General features: G+C 63.9%; 16 protein-coding genes. 5 read left to right on the top strand and 11 right to left on the bottom strand.

The annotated features are described in order from the left end of the window. Positions 1-65: 65 nt before the first annotated feature. The gene (locus V6765_RS19305) at positions 66-2180 is read right to left on the bottom strand and encodes a S9 family peptidase (protein ID WP_448432019.1); all 2115 of its coding nucleotides are present in this window, start codon (positions 2178-2180) and stop codon (positions 66-68) included. A 179-nt stretch (positions 2181-2359) separates the two neighbouring features. Between V6765_RS19305 and V6765_RS19310 the strand changes: the two genes are divergently transcribed. After that, positions 2360-2749 carry a DUF930 domain-containing protein gene (locus tag V6765_RS19310; protein WP_448431794.1) on the top strand — a complete coding sequence of 130 codons (390 nt, stop codon included), beginning with the start codon at positions 2360-2362 and terminating at the stop codon, positions 2747-2749. 165 nt (positions 2750-2914) lie between these two features. Here the strand turns inward: V6765_RS19310 and V6765_RS19315 are convergent, their stop codons facing one another. The 7 genes from V6765_RS19315 to V6765_RS19345 form a co-directional block, all read right to left on the bottom strand. Beyond that, complete coding sequence (locus tag V6765_RS19315) at positions 2915-3058, bottom strand: DUF1127 domain-containing protein (protein ID WP_230718728.1); 144 nt, start codon at positions 3056-3058, stop codon at positions 2915-2917. Positions 3059-3345: 287 nt separating this feature from the next. Continuing rightward, positions 3346-4128, bottom strand: a complete 783-nt coding sequence (locus V6765_RS19320) for an ABC transporter ATP-binding protein (RefSeq protein WP_448431796.1) — start codon at positions 4126-4128, stop codon at positions 3346-3348. Beyond that, the gene (locus V6765_RS19325; protein ID WP_448431798.1) at positions 4125-4931 is read right to left on the bottom strand and encodes an ATP-binding cassette domain-containing protein; all 807 of its coding nucleotides are present in this window, start codon (positions 4929-4931) and stop codon (positions 4125-4127) included. The genes V6765_RS19320 and V6765_RS19325 overlap by 4 nt, the downstream gene beginning before the upstream one ends. Further along, entirely contained in the window at positions 4928-5734 is an 807-nt protein-coding gene (locus V6765_RS19330; RefSeq protein WP_448431800.1) for an ABC transporter permease, read from the bottom strand. The genes V6765_RS19325 and V6765_RS19330 overlap by 4 nt, the downstream gene beginning before the upstream one ends. After that, entirely contained in the window at positions 5731-6693 is a 963-nt protein-coding gene (locus V6765_RS19335; RefSeq protein ID WP_448432021.1) for an ABC transporter permease, read from the bottom strand. The genes V6765_RS19330 and V6765_RS19335 overlap by 4 nt, the downstream gene beginning before the upstream one ends. Before the next feature lie 6 nt (positions 6694-6699). After that, on the bottom strand, positions 6700-8190 hold the full coding sequence (locus V6765_RS19340) for an ABC transporter substrate-binding protein (RefSeq protein ID WP_448431802.1): 1491 nt from the start codon (positions 8188-8190) through the stop codon (positions 6700-6702). Between the two features lie 215 nt (positions 8191-8405). Continuing rightward, complete coding sequence (locus V6765_RS19345; RefSeq protein WP_448431804.1) at positions 8406-9800, bottom strand: helix-turn-helix domain-containing protein; 1395 nt, start codon at positions 9798-9800, stop codon at positions 8406-8408. Between the two features lie 189 nt (positions 9801-9989). Here V6765_RS19345 and aceA point away from each other — a divergent pair, with 189 nt between their 5' ends. From aceA to V6765_RS19365, 4 genes are all read left to right on the top strand, one after another. After that, entirely contained in the window at positions 9990-11276 is a 1287-nt protein-coding gene (gene aceA / locus V6765_RS19350; protein WP_448431806.1) for an isocitrate lyase, read from the top strand. 18 nt (positions 11277-11294) lie between these two features. Beyond that, on the top strand, positions 11295-11564 hold the full coding sequence (locus V6765_RS19355) for an SMc00767 family acetate metabolism repressor (protein ID WP_448431808.1): 270 nt from the start codon (positions 11295-11297) through the stop codon (positions 11562-11564). 287 nt (positions 11565-11851) lie between these two features. After that, positions 11852-12499, top strand: a complete 648-nt coding sequence (locus tag V6765_RS19360; protein WP_448431810.1) for a DUF1007 family protein — start codon at positions 11852-11854, stop codon at positions 12497-12499. Continuing rightward, on the top strand, positions 12487-13551 hold the full coding sequence (locus V6765_RS19365) for a nickel/cobalt transporter (RefSeq protein WP_448431812.1): 1065 nt from the start codon (positions 12487-12489) through the stop codon (positions 13549-13551). The genes V6765_RS19360 and V6765_RS19365 overlap by 13 nt, the downstream gene beginning before the upstream one ends. Here the strand turns inward: V6765_RS19365 and V6765_RS19370 are convergent, their stop codons facing one another. The 3 genes from V6765_RS19370 to cysT are packed head-to-tail and all read right to left on the bottom strand — an operon-like array spanning position 13552 to position 16012. Beyond that, positions 13552-14304 carry an ABC transporter ATP-binding protein gene (locus V6765_RS19370; RefSeq protein WP_448431814.1) on the bottom strand — a complete coding sequence of 251 codons (753 nt, stop codon included), beginning with the start codon at positions 14302-14304 and terminating at the stop codon, positions 13552-13554. Positions 14305-14316: 12 nt separating this feature from the next. Next, a complete protein-coding gene (cysW, locus tag V6765_RS19375; protein ID WP_448431816.1) occupies positions 14317-15153 on the bottom strand; it encodes a sulfate ABC transporter permease subunit CysW in 837 nt (278 codons plus the stop codon). Position 15154: 1 nt separating this feature from the next. Continuing rightward, positions 15155-16012 (bottom strand): sulfate ABC transporter permease subunit CysT, encoded by an 858-nt coding sequence (cysT, locus tag V6765_RS19380; RefSeq protein WP_448431818.1) that lies wholly within the window; start codon positions 16010-16012, stop codon positions 15155-15157. Positions 16013-16325: the final 313 nt, after the last annotated feature.

Genomic DNA, 16325 nt, shown 5'->3' on the forward strand with positions numbered 1-16325 from the left:
TGACATGAAACGTGCGGCAGAGCCTGTCGGTTCCGCCGGGGGCAGATGCCGGAGCCTGCCGGCCCTCAGCGCTCCGCCTTGCCCGCAACCTTCAGCGCGAAGGCATATTCCAGCGCCTTTTCCTCCAGCCGCTGGAACCGGCCGGATGCGCCGGCATGGCCTGCGTCCATATTGGTTCTGAGCAGGATCGGCGCCGTGCCGGTGGTTGCTTCACGCAGCTTCGCCACCCATTTCGCCGGCTCCCAGTAGGTCACGCGCGGGTCGGTGAGCCCTGCGAGCGCCAGAATGGCGGGGTAGGGCTTCGCCGCCACATTGTCGTAGGGGCTGTAGCTGGCGATATAGTCATAGGCCTCCTCGGAAGCGATCGGGTTGCCCCATTCGTTCCATTCCGGCGGGGTCAGCGGCAGGGTGTCGTCCAGCATCGTGGTCAGCACATCGACGAACGGGACGGCGGCGATGATGCCGGCGAATTTCTCCGGCGCCATGTTGGCGACGGCGCCCATCAGCATGCCGCCGGCCGACCCGCCCTCGGCAACGATATTGCCGTGACTTGTGAAACCCTCGGCCACAAGCGCGTCGGCGGCCGCTATGAAATCGGAGAAGGTGTTCTTCTTGTTGCCCATCTTGCCGTTTTCATACCAGGCAAAACCCTTGTCCTTGCCGCCGCGAATATGGGCGATGGCATAGACGAAACCGCGATCGACCAGCGACAGGCAATTGGTGGAAAACGAGGCAGGGATGGATATGCCATAAGCGCCATAGCCATAGAGCAGGCAGGGCGCGCTGCCATCGAGCGGGGTATCCTTGCGATAGACGATGCTGACGGGAACCAGCTCGCCATCGGCGGCCTTCGCCTGGATACGGCGGGTGACATAGTCATCCGGGTTATGGCCGGAGGGGACTTCCTGGGTCTTCAAAAGCGTGCGTTCGCGCGTCGCCATGTTGTAATCATAGAGCTGGCTCGGCGTCGTCATCGAGGAATAGGAGAAGCGGATCGTGTCCGTGTCGTATTCGGCAGCGCCCTGCAGGCCGAGGGAATAGGCCTCCTCATCGAAGGCGATGGCGTGTTCCTCCCCGGTCGCCCGGTCGCGGATCACGATGCGGGGCAGACCCGCAAAGCGCTCCAGCCAGACGAGATGGCGGGCGAAGGCGGTATGCGCGAGGATCAGCCGGCCCTCCTGATGCGGCACGACCTCCTTCCAGTTTTCCTTGCCGGGCGCGGCGACCGGCGCTTCCATGATCTTGAAATCCTTGGCCCCGCCGTCATTGGTCAGAATATAAAAGACGTCGCCGCCCTCGGTGACGTCGTATTCCACCATGGTCTCGCGCGCCGCCACCAGGGCCGGCGCGGCGTTAAGATTTGTGGTCGGGATGATTCGGACTTCGGAGGTCTGGTGATCGTGGATGTCGATGTAGATGAAATCATCCAGCAGCGAGCCGGCGATGCCGACGAAGAAACCGGGATCGCTTTCCTCGTAGACCAGTCGGTCGTCGGCCTGTTTCGTGCCGATCACGTGATGGAAGACCTTCGAGGGGCGGTGGTTTTCATCGACTTCGGTATAGAAGAAGCTCTTTCCGTCGGGCGCCCAGACGCCGCTGCCGCCGGTATTTTCGATGCGATCATCCATATCCTTGCCGCTTGCAAGGTCGCGGACCGTCAGCGTGTAGAATTCCGATCCCTTGTCGTCATAGCTCCAGATCGCGCGGCTGTGATCCGTGGTCTGGTCGAAGCCGCCGAGATCGAAATAGGCCTTGTCCTTGGCCTCCAGATCGCCATCGAGCAGGATCTCGCGGATGCTCTCGTCATTGACATCGCCATCGCGCGGGATGCGGAAGAAATAGGGCTGTTCGGCCCCGGTGCGAAACGCCGTGCCGTAGGCATAGGGCCCTTCCTTCATCGGCACGGAGCTGTCATCCTCCTTGATGCGGCCGCGCATTTCGGCAACCAGCTTTTTCTGCAACGCCTCGGTGTCGGCCATCGCGGCCTTCATATAGGCGTTCTCGGCCTCCAGATGCGCGCGAATGTCGGCTTCCAGGATCGTCGGGTCCTTGAACATCGCCTGCCAGTTGGCGGCCCGCAGCCAGGCGTAATCATCCGTCCGGGTCTTGCCGTGGCGGGTGTCGCTGAGAGGCTTCTTGTTTGCCTTGGGAGCATCGGGCAGCGTCTTGAAGGGGGTCACGGACAGGCCTTTCGGGTCATTCATGTCGGTGCAAGATAGGGGCGCGCCCGGGCGACATCAAGCGCGGTCTCAGACTTGCCGTATTCGACTGCTCTGTGCTTACAGTACGCTATGCGTTTGAAGACGCCGATTCCGGCCGGAAACGCGAAAGACAAATCCCCACGATCGGAGACAGAGACTTGAACAAGGCCCTCCTTGCGCTGCTGACGCTCACATTTGCTGCCACCCCGGCTCTCGCCATCAGCCAGCGGATCGAAAACGAACTCGACCGGCTCGATCCCGAGGAGAAACTGGAACAGCGTTGCGATATCGAGGCTCTGGCAAGGATTGACGCGGCGCGCAAGGACATGACCCCCGACAAGGTGATCGCCTATACCTTCGCGCCGACGGAGTTGGAGGGCACAAGCCTCAGCGCTCCGGGCGCGGCCGTGCGCTCCCGCGGTCACTGGTACAAGCTCTCCTATCGCTGCGTGACGGCGAGCGACGAGCTTGCGATCGAATCATTCAGTTTCAAACTTGGGCAAGAAATCCCGCGCAGCGCCTGGGAAAGGCTTTACCTTTATCCGTAGGTCCGGTCAGCCTGAACGACCCTCAATTGCGCACATGAAAACGCCCACCGGGGGAGGAGGATCCGGCGGGCGTCATCGTGGTGATCGGCGATTTAGGAGGAGGAGGAGGATCGCCGATCCTGATCGAAGGGGGCCGGGAGGAGGATAGCACCCTTCGAAAACTTGTCAGATCGCGTCCTTGCGGGCGACGCGACGGATATCAGAGCGGCTGATACCGAGGTCGGAAAGTTCGCGATTGCTCATGCGGCCAAGCTCGGCGACGGTTTCGCGATACTTGAGCCAGTTGTTGAACGAGCGTTGAATGTTCATGTTGCGGCTCCTTTCGTGTGTTCGGTGCGCTGTTGTTGATTGGATATATACAGAGCCCGCGAAGCATGAGGCAGGGGGTTAACAGCAATGCCCCTATGCAAAAAACGCAGGGCTCGAAACGGGTGCCCTTTTACTAGGCAGCATGCCCACCGCATAAGCGCTGGAGGGGCCAATCATGACAAATTCGTTATTTTCTTGAACCGCCTTATGCGGCGCACCAGTTTAGCAGTCTCTCCCGCGGTGAAAGCCGCATGGCCCGGTCGGCGGCAAGCCTGGCCGGGCTTTTTTTATCCGCGTCTTTTGCGACCGATCCGGGCCAGTGTCGGTTCGGCGGCCAGCAGGCGTTTTGTATAGGCTTCGCGCGGGGCGTCGAGCAGTTGCGGGACTGGCCCTTCCTCGACCACGCGGCCGGCCTGCATCACCACAGCGCGGTCGCAGATCTCATCGACCACAGCGATATTGTGGGTGATCAGCAGCACCGAGAGGCCGTGATCGGCGCGCATCGCGAGAATGAGCTTCAGGATCTGCGCCTGCACCGTCACGTCCAGCGCCGAGGTCGGCTCGTCGGCGACCAGCAGTTTCGGACGGGTGATCAGCGCACGGGCGATCGCGATCCGCTGGCGCTGGCCGCCGGAAAATTCGTGCGGGTAAAGGTCGATGTCCCGTCCCTGAAGCCCGACCTCTTCCAGAAGGGCTGCCACCCGCATCCGCCTTGCCTTGCCGGTGGGCGCTTCCGGATCGAGCGCCAGCGGTTCGGCGATGATGCGGCCGATCGTCTGGCGCGGATCGAGCGCGCCATAGGGGTCCTGAAACACCATCTGGAAATGACGCCGCATCCGGCGCAGGTCGCGCGGCCGCTGTGAAAACAGGTCGGCGCCCGCAAACAGCACCCGACCGGCGCTCGGGCGGTCGAGCGCCATGACCAGCCGGGCAAGCGTCGATTTTCCGGACCCGCTCTCGCCGACAACGCCGAGGATTTCACCGGGCTCGAGCGCAATCGAGACATCGTCCAGCGCGGTGTGTCCGCCATAATGCCGGGACAACCCCTCGGTCTGCAGCAGCGGGGTCATGATCCGCCCTCCAGCCCGGCGCGCACCCGTCTGGGCAGCGATGCCAGCAGCGTCCTGGTATAGTCATGGGTGGGGTGGCGCAGCACGTCTTCGGTTCGGCCTTCCTCCATCGTCCGCCCGTCATGCATCACCAGAACGCGGTCGGCCATGCGGGCGATGACGCCGATGTCGTGCGATATCAGAATCAGGCCGATGCCGAGCTCCGTGACGAGATCGTCGAGAATGTCGAGGATTTCCGCCTGCACGGTGACGTCGAGCGCGGTGGTCGGTTCATCGGCGATCAGCAGCCCGGGCTTGAGCGCCAGTGCGATCGTGATGCCGACCCGCTGGCGCTCGCCGCCGGAAAGCTCGTGCGGATAGGAATTTATTCTTGTTTTCGCGTTGCGGATACGGACCATGTCCATCAGACGCAGCGCTTCTGCCTTGGCGTCGGCCCGCGAGAGCGGGCGATGCAGGCGCAGCGCCTCGGCGATCTGGCCGCCGGCGGTCATGGCCGGGTTCAGCGCGGTCATCGGTTCCTGAAAGATCATCCCGATCTTTGCCCCGCGCAGTCGGGTGAGCCTGCGTTCCGGCAGCGCCAGCAGGTTTTCGCCGTCGAGCAGGATTTCACCCTCCGCCCGCGCCGCCCTCGGCAACAGGCCGATCACCGCCAGCGCCAGCACCGATTTGCCCGACCCGCTTTCGCCGACAATGCCGAGCGTCTCGCCCTTTGCCAGCGACAGGTCGATGCCGTGCAGCACCTCTCGCCGCCCGCCGCGCCGGTCGGGGAAACTGACCCTGAGATTGCGGATATCGAGCATCATGACGCCTCGCGCGGGTCGGTCAGCCGGCCGAGGCCGTCGCCCAGAAGGTTGAGGCCGAGAACGGAGAAGGCGATGGCAAGGCCGGGGGCCAGCACCAGATGCGGCGCGCTTGCGAGATAGGTCTGGGCGTCGGCCAGCATCCGTCCCCAGCTCGGCGTCGGCGGCGCCACGCCGAGGCCGAGGAAGGAAAGACCGGCCTCGGTGAGGATCGCGAGCCCGGTCTGGATCGCGACCTGGACGATGATCTGCGTCGCGATATTGGGGAGCACATGTTCGAGCGTGATCCGCGTTCCGGTCTTGCCGGCCATGCGGGCGGCGAGGATATAGTCGCGCGCCCAGATCTGCAGCGCCGCGCCCCGGCTGACGCGGGCAAAGACCGGCACCATGAACAGCGCGATCGCGGTGATGGTGGTCGCCGGCCCGCCGCCCAGCACCGCGGCCAGCAGCAATGCTGACAGCACCGGCGGAAAGGCGAAGACGATATCGTTGACGCGCATGATCGCGGCCTCCGTGACGCCCCGCCTTGCGGCCGCCATCGCGCCGAGCGCCGTACCCAGCGTTCCGCCGATCGCAACCGCGGAAAAGGCGATCGACAACGAGGTCCATGCGCCGGCCATGATCATCGACAATTCGTCGCGGCCGAACTGGTCGGCGCCGAACAGCCCGCCGGGGCCGGGGGGCTTGAGGCGGAGCGGAATGTTGATCGCGGCAGGGTCCATCGGCGTCCAGAACCGGCTGAGGATCGCCGCAGCAACCAGCACGGCGGTGATGAGGCCGCCGATGATGATGGGCAGGTGTTTCATCGCGCGGCTTTCAGGCGCGGATCGATCACCGCGTAAAGCGTGTCGACCGCGAAATTGAGGCCCATGACGATGACGGCGAACAGCAGCGCGACATTCTGGATCACGATCAGGTCGCGCTGGGCGAGCGCCTGATAGGCAAGCGTGCCAAGGCCCGGCAGGGTGAAGACGTTTTCCACCAGCACGGTGCCGGCGATCAGCACCGAGACCTGCATGCCGAGCATGGTGACCACCGGGATCAGCGCGTTGGGCACGACGTGACGCCACAGCGCTCGGGCGCGGCTTGCGCCCTTGGCCCGCGCCGTGCGCACGAAATCCTCGCGTGCGATCTCGATGACGGACGTGCGCGTCACCCGCGTCAGCACGGCGGCCTGCGGAATGGCAAGCGCGATCGCCGGCAGCGTCAGCGCATTCATTGCGGGCAGAAAGCCTGCCAGCCAGCCCGGAAAGCCGCCGGTCGGAAACCATCCGAGCGTGAGCGCCACGCCGAGGATCAGCAGCAGACCGATCCAGAAGCCGGGCACGGCAATGCCGATCTGGGAAAAGAAGGTCGCGACGATATCCGCCGGCCCGCCCGGCTTCTGACCGGCGAGCACGCCGAGCGGCAGGGATATCAGCAGCGACAGCGCCACGGCGTAGCCTGCAAGCGGCAGGGTGACGGCGAGGCGCTCGCCGATCAGCTCGGCAACGGGCGTCGAATAGGTGTAGGACAGGCCAAGATCGCCGGTGAGCAGCCCCGCCAGCCAGTCGCCGTAGCGCAGGAGGAAGGGTTGGTCGAGGCCAAGCTGGCTTCTGAGCGCCGCGAGCGTATCCGGGGCCGCCGAGGTGCCGAGCATGATCTCCGCCGGATCGCCCGGAACCGCGGCCATCACCGCGAAGATGATGAAGGAGACCGCCAGCAGGCTTGCGGCGAGAAAGGCAAGATTGCCGGCGATGCGCCGCACCGCCGGCCGGGTTTGCAACACGGTCTACTTGCTCCAGTGCACGCCGGTCATGTCGTTGGAAGGCACCGGCTCGTTGGTCCACAGCCCTTCCAGATCCGCGTTCCAGACGCCGATTTTGGGCCAAGCATAGAGAAACAGCGCCGGCACGTCCTCGGCAAGGATTTCCTGCGCCTTTTTGTAACCCGCAAGCCGCTCCTCTTCGCTGGTCGCATCGGCGATCGCCGTCATCGTCGCGTCGAATTCGGGGTTGTCGTAATTGAAGTAGTAGGGGTCACGGGCATAGATGCCGATATCAAGCGGCTCGGCATGGCCGATGATTGTCATGTCGTAATTGGTGTCCTTGAACACATCCTGCAGCCATTTTGCCGGAAATTCGGAGGATTCGATCGTGGCGGTCACGCCGATCTGGGCGAAATAGGCCTGCATGATTTCCGCCGCCCTTTCGGCATAGCCGCGGTTCGGCGCCTTGATGGTGAATGACAGGCCATCGCCGTAGCCGGCCTCGGCCAAGAGCGCTTTCGCCTGTTCCGGGTCGTAGGGCAGCACGCCGGTGAGGTCCTCATAGCCGGCATCGGACGGCGAGAAATGGCTGCCGATCGGGGTGCCGTAGCCGGAATTGGTGGCGTCGATGATCGCCTGCCGGTCGATCGCCATCATCAGCGCTTGGCGCACGCGGGCGTCATCGAAGGGCGGTTTGGTATTGTTCATGCCGGCGACGACTTCCATGCCGGTGGTGCCGGGCACGACGTCAAAGGCGTCATTGGTTTCGAACGTGCCGACAAGTTCGGGGGCCGCGAATTCCGGTATGGCGTCGACCCCGCCGGAGGTCAGCGCGGCGGCCTGCGCCTGCGCATCGGCAATGAAGCGGAAGGTCACGGTTTCAAGCGCGGGCTTCTCGCCCCAGTAATTCGGGTTGCGGGCGAGCGTGACCTGGTTGCCCTTCTTCCATTCGCCGAATTCGAACGGGCCGGTGCCGACCGGAACGGTGGCGTTGGTCGCCGCGCTTTCCGGCTCCACCATCACGGCGGCCGGGAATCCGAGCCAGTAGAGCAGGTCATAGGCGGGGCGGGAAAGGGTGAGGGTCAGCGTGTGCGCGTCGGTCGCCTCGACGGTCTCGATCGCGCTGTAAAGCGCCTTCTGCGGATTGACGCTGTCATCCGCGATGATGCGGTCGATCGAATATTTTGCCGTTTCCGCGGTGAACTTCTTGCCGTTGTGGAAGGTCACGCCCTCGCGCAGTTTGAACGTATAGGTCAGCCCGTCCTCGGAAACCGCCCATTCCTCGGCAAGTTGCGGGGCGATGTCGCCGTTCTCGTCCACCGTTGTCAGCCCCTCGAACAGGTTCTTCCAGACCACCTGGCCGATCGCGACCGGGGCGGCGGCCGTCGGGTCGAGCCCGGTCGGCTCGATCGCCATGCCGACGATGATGTCGCTACGGGGTTCCGCAAGCGCCGGCGCGGCAGTGAGCCCGGCGACAAGCGCGGCTGCGGCAAGGATGGTAAATGTGCGGGTCATGCGCTCCTCCAAGCGGTGTCAGGTGGGAGCGTCTATAGCGGGCGCGCGGGAGGTGTGTAAATATTTCAGCGCAATTTCGAATTTAGTGTAACGAATAACGGTACACTAAATTCAGCGCCATCTCGCTGCATTGGTCACTTGCCGGCTGACCACGACGAGCGGCGCTCTCCGCCCTGAAGCAGAGAGGGCGCGCTGGCCTATAGGCGCCGGCTGCCTCAGCGGAAATCAAAGGCCGAGAGCCCCGCGACCATTTCGTCGAGACCGAGTGGTCGCGTCACAGGCGGTTCGGCGCGCGACAGGCAGCCGATCCGCTCGCAAAGCCGGCAGACCGGGCCGATGGGCGTTGCCGGCTGTTCCGGCGTCGCATAGGCCGTCGCGGCGGCATGCGCGTAGGGCAGGCCGACAAGCAGCGCGGTCAGATGCGGCCGTTCGCCGGATGCCGGCTCCGGCCCCTCCACCGTGCGCGACAGCGTCAGGAACTCCGCGCCATCCGGCATTGCGGCGCGCTGGACGATCAGCCGACCGGCCCGCGCGAAGGCGTCGTAGACGTCGAGCCTTGGACATTCACCGCGCAAGCCGCCCTCGCCGATCCGCCGCAGAATATTGCCGGCGACATCCACTTCCATAGCGAAGAACGGCAGTCCGGCATTGTCCGGCCGTTGCAGGCTGACCAGCCTTGTCGCCGCCTGGGCGAACGACACGCCGAAGCGCCCGGCCAGAAGCGAGATATCGAACCGGTCCCGGCGGGCGGCCTCCACGAACGGGCCGTAGGGCATCAGCAGCGCATGGGCGGCGTAGCGGGCAAGCTCGAACCGCGCGATCCGCCGCGCCTCGTCGCCCGTGAGCGCCAGCGTCTCGATCGCTTCGGCAATCTCGTCCCGGAAGGCCAGCAGCGCCGCCTCGATCGCGATCTCGCGCTGACGGTCATGGGGCGAAAACCGGGCGGAAATGAACAGCCGCATTGTATGGCGATCAAAGCGGCGGCCGAGATTGACCAGGGCATGCGGCGGCAGCACCCGGACGGCGATGCCGTGGCGCTCGCGCAGCCAATCCTTGAGCGCGGCTGACATCTCGTCGCCGGGGGCAAGTTCGGCGTGAAGCGCCTCGGCGGCGCGGTCGAGCGCGTCGAAGTACCAGGGACGTCGCGACAGCGCCTCGCGGACCTCGTCATGCGGCAGCCGCCTTCCGGCAAGGTGGGTCTGGCGACCTTCCTCGGCCAAGAGCGCCGTCAGGTCGGAAAGGCGGGCGGCCTGTTCCTGATAGGCGCGGTAGAGCTTCATCATGCCGATCGCCGCATTGGGCGCGGCCTCGGCCACCTCGATCAGCTCCTGATCGCCGGGAAGTTCGCCGGAGAGCAGCGGATCGGCGAACACCGCCTTGAGCTGGCCGATCGTACCGCCGCTCTCGCCCTGCAACGAGGCGATATCGACATCGTAGACGGCGGCGAGCTTCAGCAGCAATTGCACCGTCAGCGGCCGCTGGTTGCGCTCGATCAGGTTGAGATAGGACGGCGAGATCGACAGCGCCTCGGCCATCGCCGTCTGCGTCAGCGCCATCTGCTTGCGCAACCGGCGCAGGCGCGGCCCGGCGAATATCTTGCTTTCCATCACCCAAAATCCTTTTACAAGATTTACAGATTTACAAAGGCGATCTGTAAAACAAGCGACAGTATAACCCGATTTCACGCCGAGTACAGCTCATTTTATTGGATTGGACGCCTGTTTCCCGTTAATCCTGTCACATCGAAAGCAGATGTCTTGGATCGAGACGGACGCGAATACTGAAGTGAGGAGAAAGAAATGTCGGAATTTTACAAACTTGTCGAAGGCGCGGTCGAAGGCCGGTTTGACGGGGTCGAGCGTCCCTATAGCGTCGAGGACGTGAAGCGCCTGCGCGGCTCCATGCCGATCCGCGCCACCCTGGCGGAAGAAGGCGCCAAGCGTCTGTGGACGCTGATCCATGACGAGGATTTCGTCAACGCGCTCGGCGCGCTCTCGGGCAATCAGGCCATGCAGATGGTCCGCGCCGGGCTGAAGGCGATCTATCTCTCCGGCTGGCAGGTCGCGGCCGACGCCAACACCGCGTCCGCGATGTATCCCGACCAGTCGCTTTATCCGGCCAATGCCGGGCCGGAACTGGTCAGGCGCATCAACAAGACGCTGCAGCGCGCCGACCAGATCGAGGTTTCGGAAGGCCAGGGGCTTTCGGTCGACACCTGGTTCGCGCCGATCGTTGCCGATGCTGAGGCTGGTTTCGGCGGCCCGCTCAACGCCTTCGAGATCATGAAAGCCTATATCGAGGCGGGCGCCGCGGGCGTCCATTTCGAGGACCAGCTTGCCTCGGAAAAGAAGTGCGGCCATCTCGGCGGCAAGGTGCTGATCCCGACGGCGGCGCATATCCGCAACCTGACGGCAGCCCGGCTCGCCGCCGACGTCATGGGCGTGCCGACGCTGGTGATCGCCCGCACCGATGCGGAAGCGGCTAAGCTTCTGACCTCGGACATCGACGAGCGCGACCGGCCCTTCGTCGATTACGATGCCGGGCGCACGACGGAAGGCTTCTATCAGATCAGAAACGGGCTGGAGTCAGGCATCGCCCGCGCGGTCGCCTATGCGCCCCATTGTGACCTGATCTGGTGCGAGACCTCGAAGCCTGATCTGGAACAGGCGAAGCGTTTTGCCGAGGGTGTTCACAAGGAACATCCCGGCAAGCTTCTGGCCTATAACTGCTCGCCGTCGTTCAACTGGAAGAAGAACCTGGACGAGGCCGATATCGCCCGGTTCCAGCGCGAGCTCGGCGCGATGGGCTACAAGTTCCAGTTCATCACGCTGGCGGGCTTCCACCAGCTCAACTACGGCATGTTCGAGCTTGCCCGCGGCTACAAGGAGCGCCAGATGGCGGCCTATAGCGAGCTTCAGCAGGCGGAGTTTGCGGCAGAGCGCAACGGCTACACCGCCACCCGTCACCAGCGCGAGGTCGGCACCGGCTATTTCGACGCCGTGTCGATGGCGATCACCGGCGGCACCGGCTCGACAACCGCGATGGGAGAATCAACCGAAACCGCCCAGTTCGAGGCAGCAGAATAGGCAAGGGAGGAATGCGTAATGACACCGAAACTCAACGTCAAGGAACGCGCCGAGGCGCAATCGGGCGAAATGTCCGCCGAGCAGCAGGCCGCCATCCGCATGGTCGCCAATGATCTCCACCGGCTGAACCAGGCGGTGATGCGGGCTGTCGATGCCGGCGTCTCGGTCGAGATCATCCGCTCGGCCCGCCATCACGGCGGCGGCAAGTGGGGCGACCTGCTGACGCCGATCATCATCGCCGGCGCCGCGGCCGCACCGGCGCCGGAAGAGGGCCTCAGCGCCCATTGAGCAAGCGCATCGCGACAAGGCGCGTCCTTTTGACGAGGGGCGCGCTTTGGACCGCTGAACAAGCATCAAGCTTTGACCATCTTGGGTTATCGGCCCTTCCTTCTTGGGTGAAGCCCGAGGATGACCCGGAATGTGGGAGGCGTTCGCTGTTAAACCGTGGTGCGTCCATGAGCCGAGGGGCGCGCTCTGGCCTTTTTGAACGCCCTTTCGATCACGCAAGTCGCGCCCGCGCCAAAATCTGCGAAAACGGGCTTTTTTCTGACTCAGTTTTGCGCCAATGAAGCAGCATGAAATTTCACCGCAGCCTGAGCATCGCCGCCCTTTTCTGCCTCGCCGCCGCCTCGCAGGCGAGCGCCCATCCGCATGTCTTTGTCGATGCGCGGCTGGAAGTGGTGGCCGATGGCGACGGCAATGTCACCGCGCTGCAGAATGTCTGGCGCTTCGACGAGTTCTTCTCGTCCTCGGTCATTCTCGATTACGACGCCAACATGGACAATCAGCTCACCGGCGATGAGCTGACGGAAATCGGCGATACCGTGCGGCAGTCGCTTGCCGAATATGGCTACTACACCCAGATCAACGACAATGGCGAAGACGTGCCGCTGGCAGAGCCCGACGTCATCCATGCCGACATGATGGACGGGCAATTGCTGCTGATCTTCTCGGCAAAGCCGTCGAGGCCGGTCAGGCTTGACGGCCATCTCACCTTCGGCATTTATGATGCCAGCATGTACACCGCGATCGACTTCCAGCGCGACGAGGACCTGGTGACGATCGGCGATGCCTTTGAGCGCTGCAAGGCCGCGGTCGTGCGACCCGACCCCGATGAAATCATCTCCGAAAACAGCGATGCGCTGACGGCGGCGTTCTTTAACGATCCGACCGACATGAGCAAGCTTTTCGCAACCCGCCTGGACCTCACATGCACCGAATGATCCGCCCGATCGCGCTTGTCCTGCTTCTGGCGCTTCTGGCTTTTCTGATATTCGGCCTGAACCAGAAATCGTTCTCGGCCTCGCCGCTCGGCATCGGCTCGTCCGAGCCGTCATTCTCCTCATCCTTCGGCCCGCTGCAATCGGTGCTGATGACCATCAACCAGTATCAGCAGCAGTTCTACCGGGCGCTGACGGCGGCGCTGAAGGCGATGAAGGATGATCCGGTGAAGGTGCTGGGCCTCGTCGGCCTTTCCTTCGCCTATGGCGTGTTCCATGCCGCAGGCCCCGGCCACGGCAAGGCGGTGATCTCGTCCTACATGATTGCCAACGAAACCGAACTGAAGCGCGGGATTGCGATCTCGCTCGTCGCTTCGCTGGCGCAGGGCGTGACGGCGATCCTGCTGGTGGGCGCGGCCTATCTGTTTCTGCGCGGCACGGCGGTTTCGATGCGGGACGCCACGCTGTTCATGGAGCGCGCAAGCTTTCTGCTGATCGCCGGTTTCGGGCTGTGGCTGCTTTATACCAAGACCCGTGCGATCTTCGCAGGCACAGGCCATGGGGCTCATGATCATGACCATGGACACGATCACGCGCATGGCCATGAGCACGATGCGCACCACGCAGCCCACAACCACGGCCATCATCATGACCACGATCACCATGTTCATGGCCCCGATTGCGGCTGCGGCCATGTGCACATGCCGGAGCCGAAGGATCTCGGCGGCAAGGATTTCGACTGGAAGGGCGCGGGTTCCGCCGTTCTTGCGATCGGCATGCGGCCCTGCTCGGGTGCCCTGATCGTGCTGACCTTCGCGCTGCTGAACGGGCTGATCCTCGGCGGCATCGCCTCGGTCTTCGCCATGGCGATCGGTACCGCGATCACGGTCTCGGTGCTGGCGATTATCGCGGTTTCGGCCAAGGGGCTCGCCGTGCGGCTCGCCGGTCGCGGCTCGAAGCGCGCGACCCGGATCGGCTACGGCATCGAGATCGGCGGCGCGCTTCTCGTCACGCTTCTGGGCCTGACGCTGTTTGCCGCCTCCATGACAGGCTGATCAGATGCCGGCGCCCTGGTTCTGGTAATTGCTCATGCCTTCAAGGAATTCCGCGACGAACGGCGTCGCGGGCCGGCGCAGCAATTCCTCCGCCGTGCCGAACTGCTCGATATGGCCGTCCGACATGACAGCGATCCTATCGGCGATCTCGAACGCCTCTTCCTGGTCATGGGTCACCAGAATGGCGGAAATTCCGACCTTTCGTTGAAGGTCGCGGAGCGCGCCGCGCAAGCCCTTGCGGATCTTGGTGTCGAGCGCGCTGAACGGCTCGTCAAGCAGCAGCAGGCGCGGCTCGATCGCAAGCGCCCGCGCCAGCGCCACGCGTTGCCGCTGTCCGCCGGAAAGCTGCGAGGGATAGCGGTCGGCAAGATGCCCGATCTCGGCCATGTCCAGCAGGTCGCGCACCCGCTTGGCGATCTCCTCGCGTGAGGGGCGTTTGGCGCGCGGGCGCATCTTCAGCCCGAAGGCGGCGTTTTCGGCAACGGTCTTGTGCTCGAACAGCGCATAGCTCTGGAACACCATGCCGAAACGGCGCAGCCGCGCCTCCAGCCCGGTAATGTCCTCACCCTCCATCAGGAGCCGGCCCTCATCGGCGAATTGCAGACCGGCAATGATGCGCAGCAGCGTGGTCTTGCCGGAGCCGGACGGTCCGAGCAGCGCCACGAACTCGCCGGGGCGAATATCGAGGTCGACGCGGTCCAGCACCTTGTTGCTGCCGTAGGACTTGGAAATGTTTTCGACTGTGAGGGCCATTGTCGGTCTTTCTCAGTGCGCTTGCGGGTGGCGGGATTCGATCACCGATCGAAGGATCAGCGTGATCACCGCGATCACCGTCAAAATGGTGGCGGCGGCAAAGGCGCCGGTCACGTTGTAATCGTCATAAAGCAACTGCACCTGCAGCGGCAGCGTCATGGTCTCGCCGCGGATATTGCCGGAGACGACGCTGACGGCGCCGAACTCGCCGATGACGCGGGCGTTTGCCAGGATCGCGCCGTAAAGCAGCGCCCAGCGGATATTGGGCAGGGTGACATGGAAGAAGGTCTGCCAGCCGTTGGCACCGAGCGTCAGCGCCGCTTCCTCCTGATCGCGTCCGGCGACCTCCATCAACGGGATCACCTCGCGGGCGACGAAGGGGCAGGTGACGAACAGCGACACCAGCACGATGCCGGTGAGGTTGAACATCAGTTGGATGCCGTATTGATCGGCATAGCTGCCGACAAGCCCGGTGGAGCCGTAGACCAGCAGATAGCAAAGGCCCGCGACGATCGGCGAGATCGAGAACGGCAGCTCGATGATCGTGATCAGCACGCGGCGTCCGGGAAACCGGAACCGGGTGACGGCCCAGGCCGCGCATATGCCGAAGGCGATATTGACCGGCAGCGCGATCAGCGCCGTGATCACGGTGAGCTTGATCGCATGCAGCGTTTCCGGCTCGAGGAGGCCTGAGGCGTAAACGCCGATACCCTCGGCAAAGGCGCGGGCAAAGATCGCCACGCTCGGCAGGCCCATGACGAGGGCTGCGAAGAGCACGGCAACGAGGACCAACGCCGTTCGCTTCATCCGGCGTTTGCGCATCAGGGCTGCAACTTGCGAATGGGCCATTTTACGCACCCCTCGTCATATGCCGCGCGGCGCGGTTCTGGGCGATGTTGGCGAGGATCAGCACGAGGAGCGCCAGCGCCAGCACCGTGCCGGCAATCGCGGCTGCGGCGGGGAAATCATATTCATCGAGCCGGATCATGATCAGCAATGAGGCGATCTCGGTCTTGAACGGCATGTTGCCGGCGATGAAGATTACCGCGCCGAACTCGCCGAGCGAACGGGCAAAGGCCAGCGACGCGCCCATGATGAAGCTCGGGAAAAGCTGCGGAAACACGATATGGCGGAACACCTGGAAATCGGTGGCGCCAAGCGTCTGCGCCGCCTCTTCCAGATCATGGCTCAGGCTTTCCATCACCGGCTGAACCGTGCGCACGCCGAAGGGGACGGAGGTAAACGTCATGGCGAGCGCGATGCCCCACCAGGTATAGGCGACCTTGATGTTGAACTCCGACAGGAGCATGCCCATCCAGCCATTGCGGTCGTAAAGCGCCACCAGCGCGATGCCGGCAACGGCGGTCGGCAGCGCGAAGGGCAGGTCGATCAGCGCATCGAGCAGGCGCTTGCCGGGAAATGTGTAGCGCACGATCACCCAGGCGAGAAGCAGGCCGAAAAACGCGTTGAACACGGTGGCGAGTGCTGCCGCCGAAATCGTGACCCGGAAGGCTGCAAGCGTGCGCGGATTGGTGATGATGCGCCAGTAATCGGCAAAGCCGAGCTGGCCAAGCTGCCAGAACAGCGCCGACAGCGGCAGCAGGATGATCAGGGCGACAAAAAGCAGCGTGGTCCCGAGCGTCAGCCCGAAACCCGGCATGACGCTGCGGTTCGCGCGTCTCGTCGCTGTCGGCATGATGAACGTCATGATGGCCTTTTCGCGGTGATGCCGGAGGCTATAGCAAGTCCTGCCGCATGGGGCACGGGTTTTGTTTGGTGCAGGCGATAGGTGCGTCTCGAAGAGTGTTCTGTCGAAGAGAGGTGCACCACGGACGGCTCCGGTGTTCTCGAGCCTCACCCCTCGACGTGTCATGCTCGGGCTTGACCCGAGCATCCAGGCCACACGGAGAACGTCGCCTGGACCCTCGGGTCAAGCCCGAGGGTGACGCGGAGAACGTGGAGAGCACGGCGCGAACAGGAAAGCCGCACCGCCTTTCGATCAGGCAAATGCGGCACTTCTT

It is taken from the genome of Martelella sp. FOR1707, assembly GCF_053484265.1.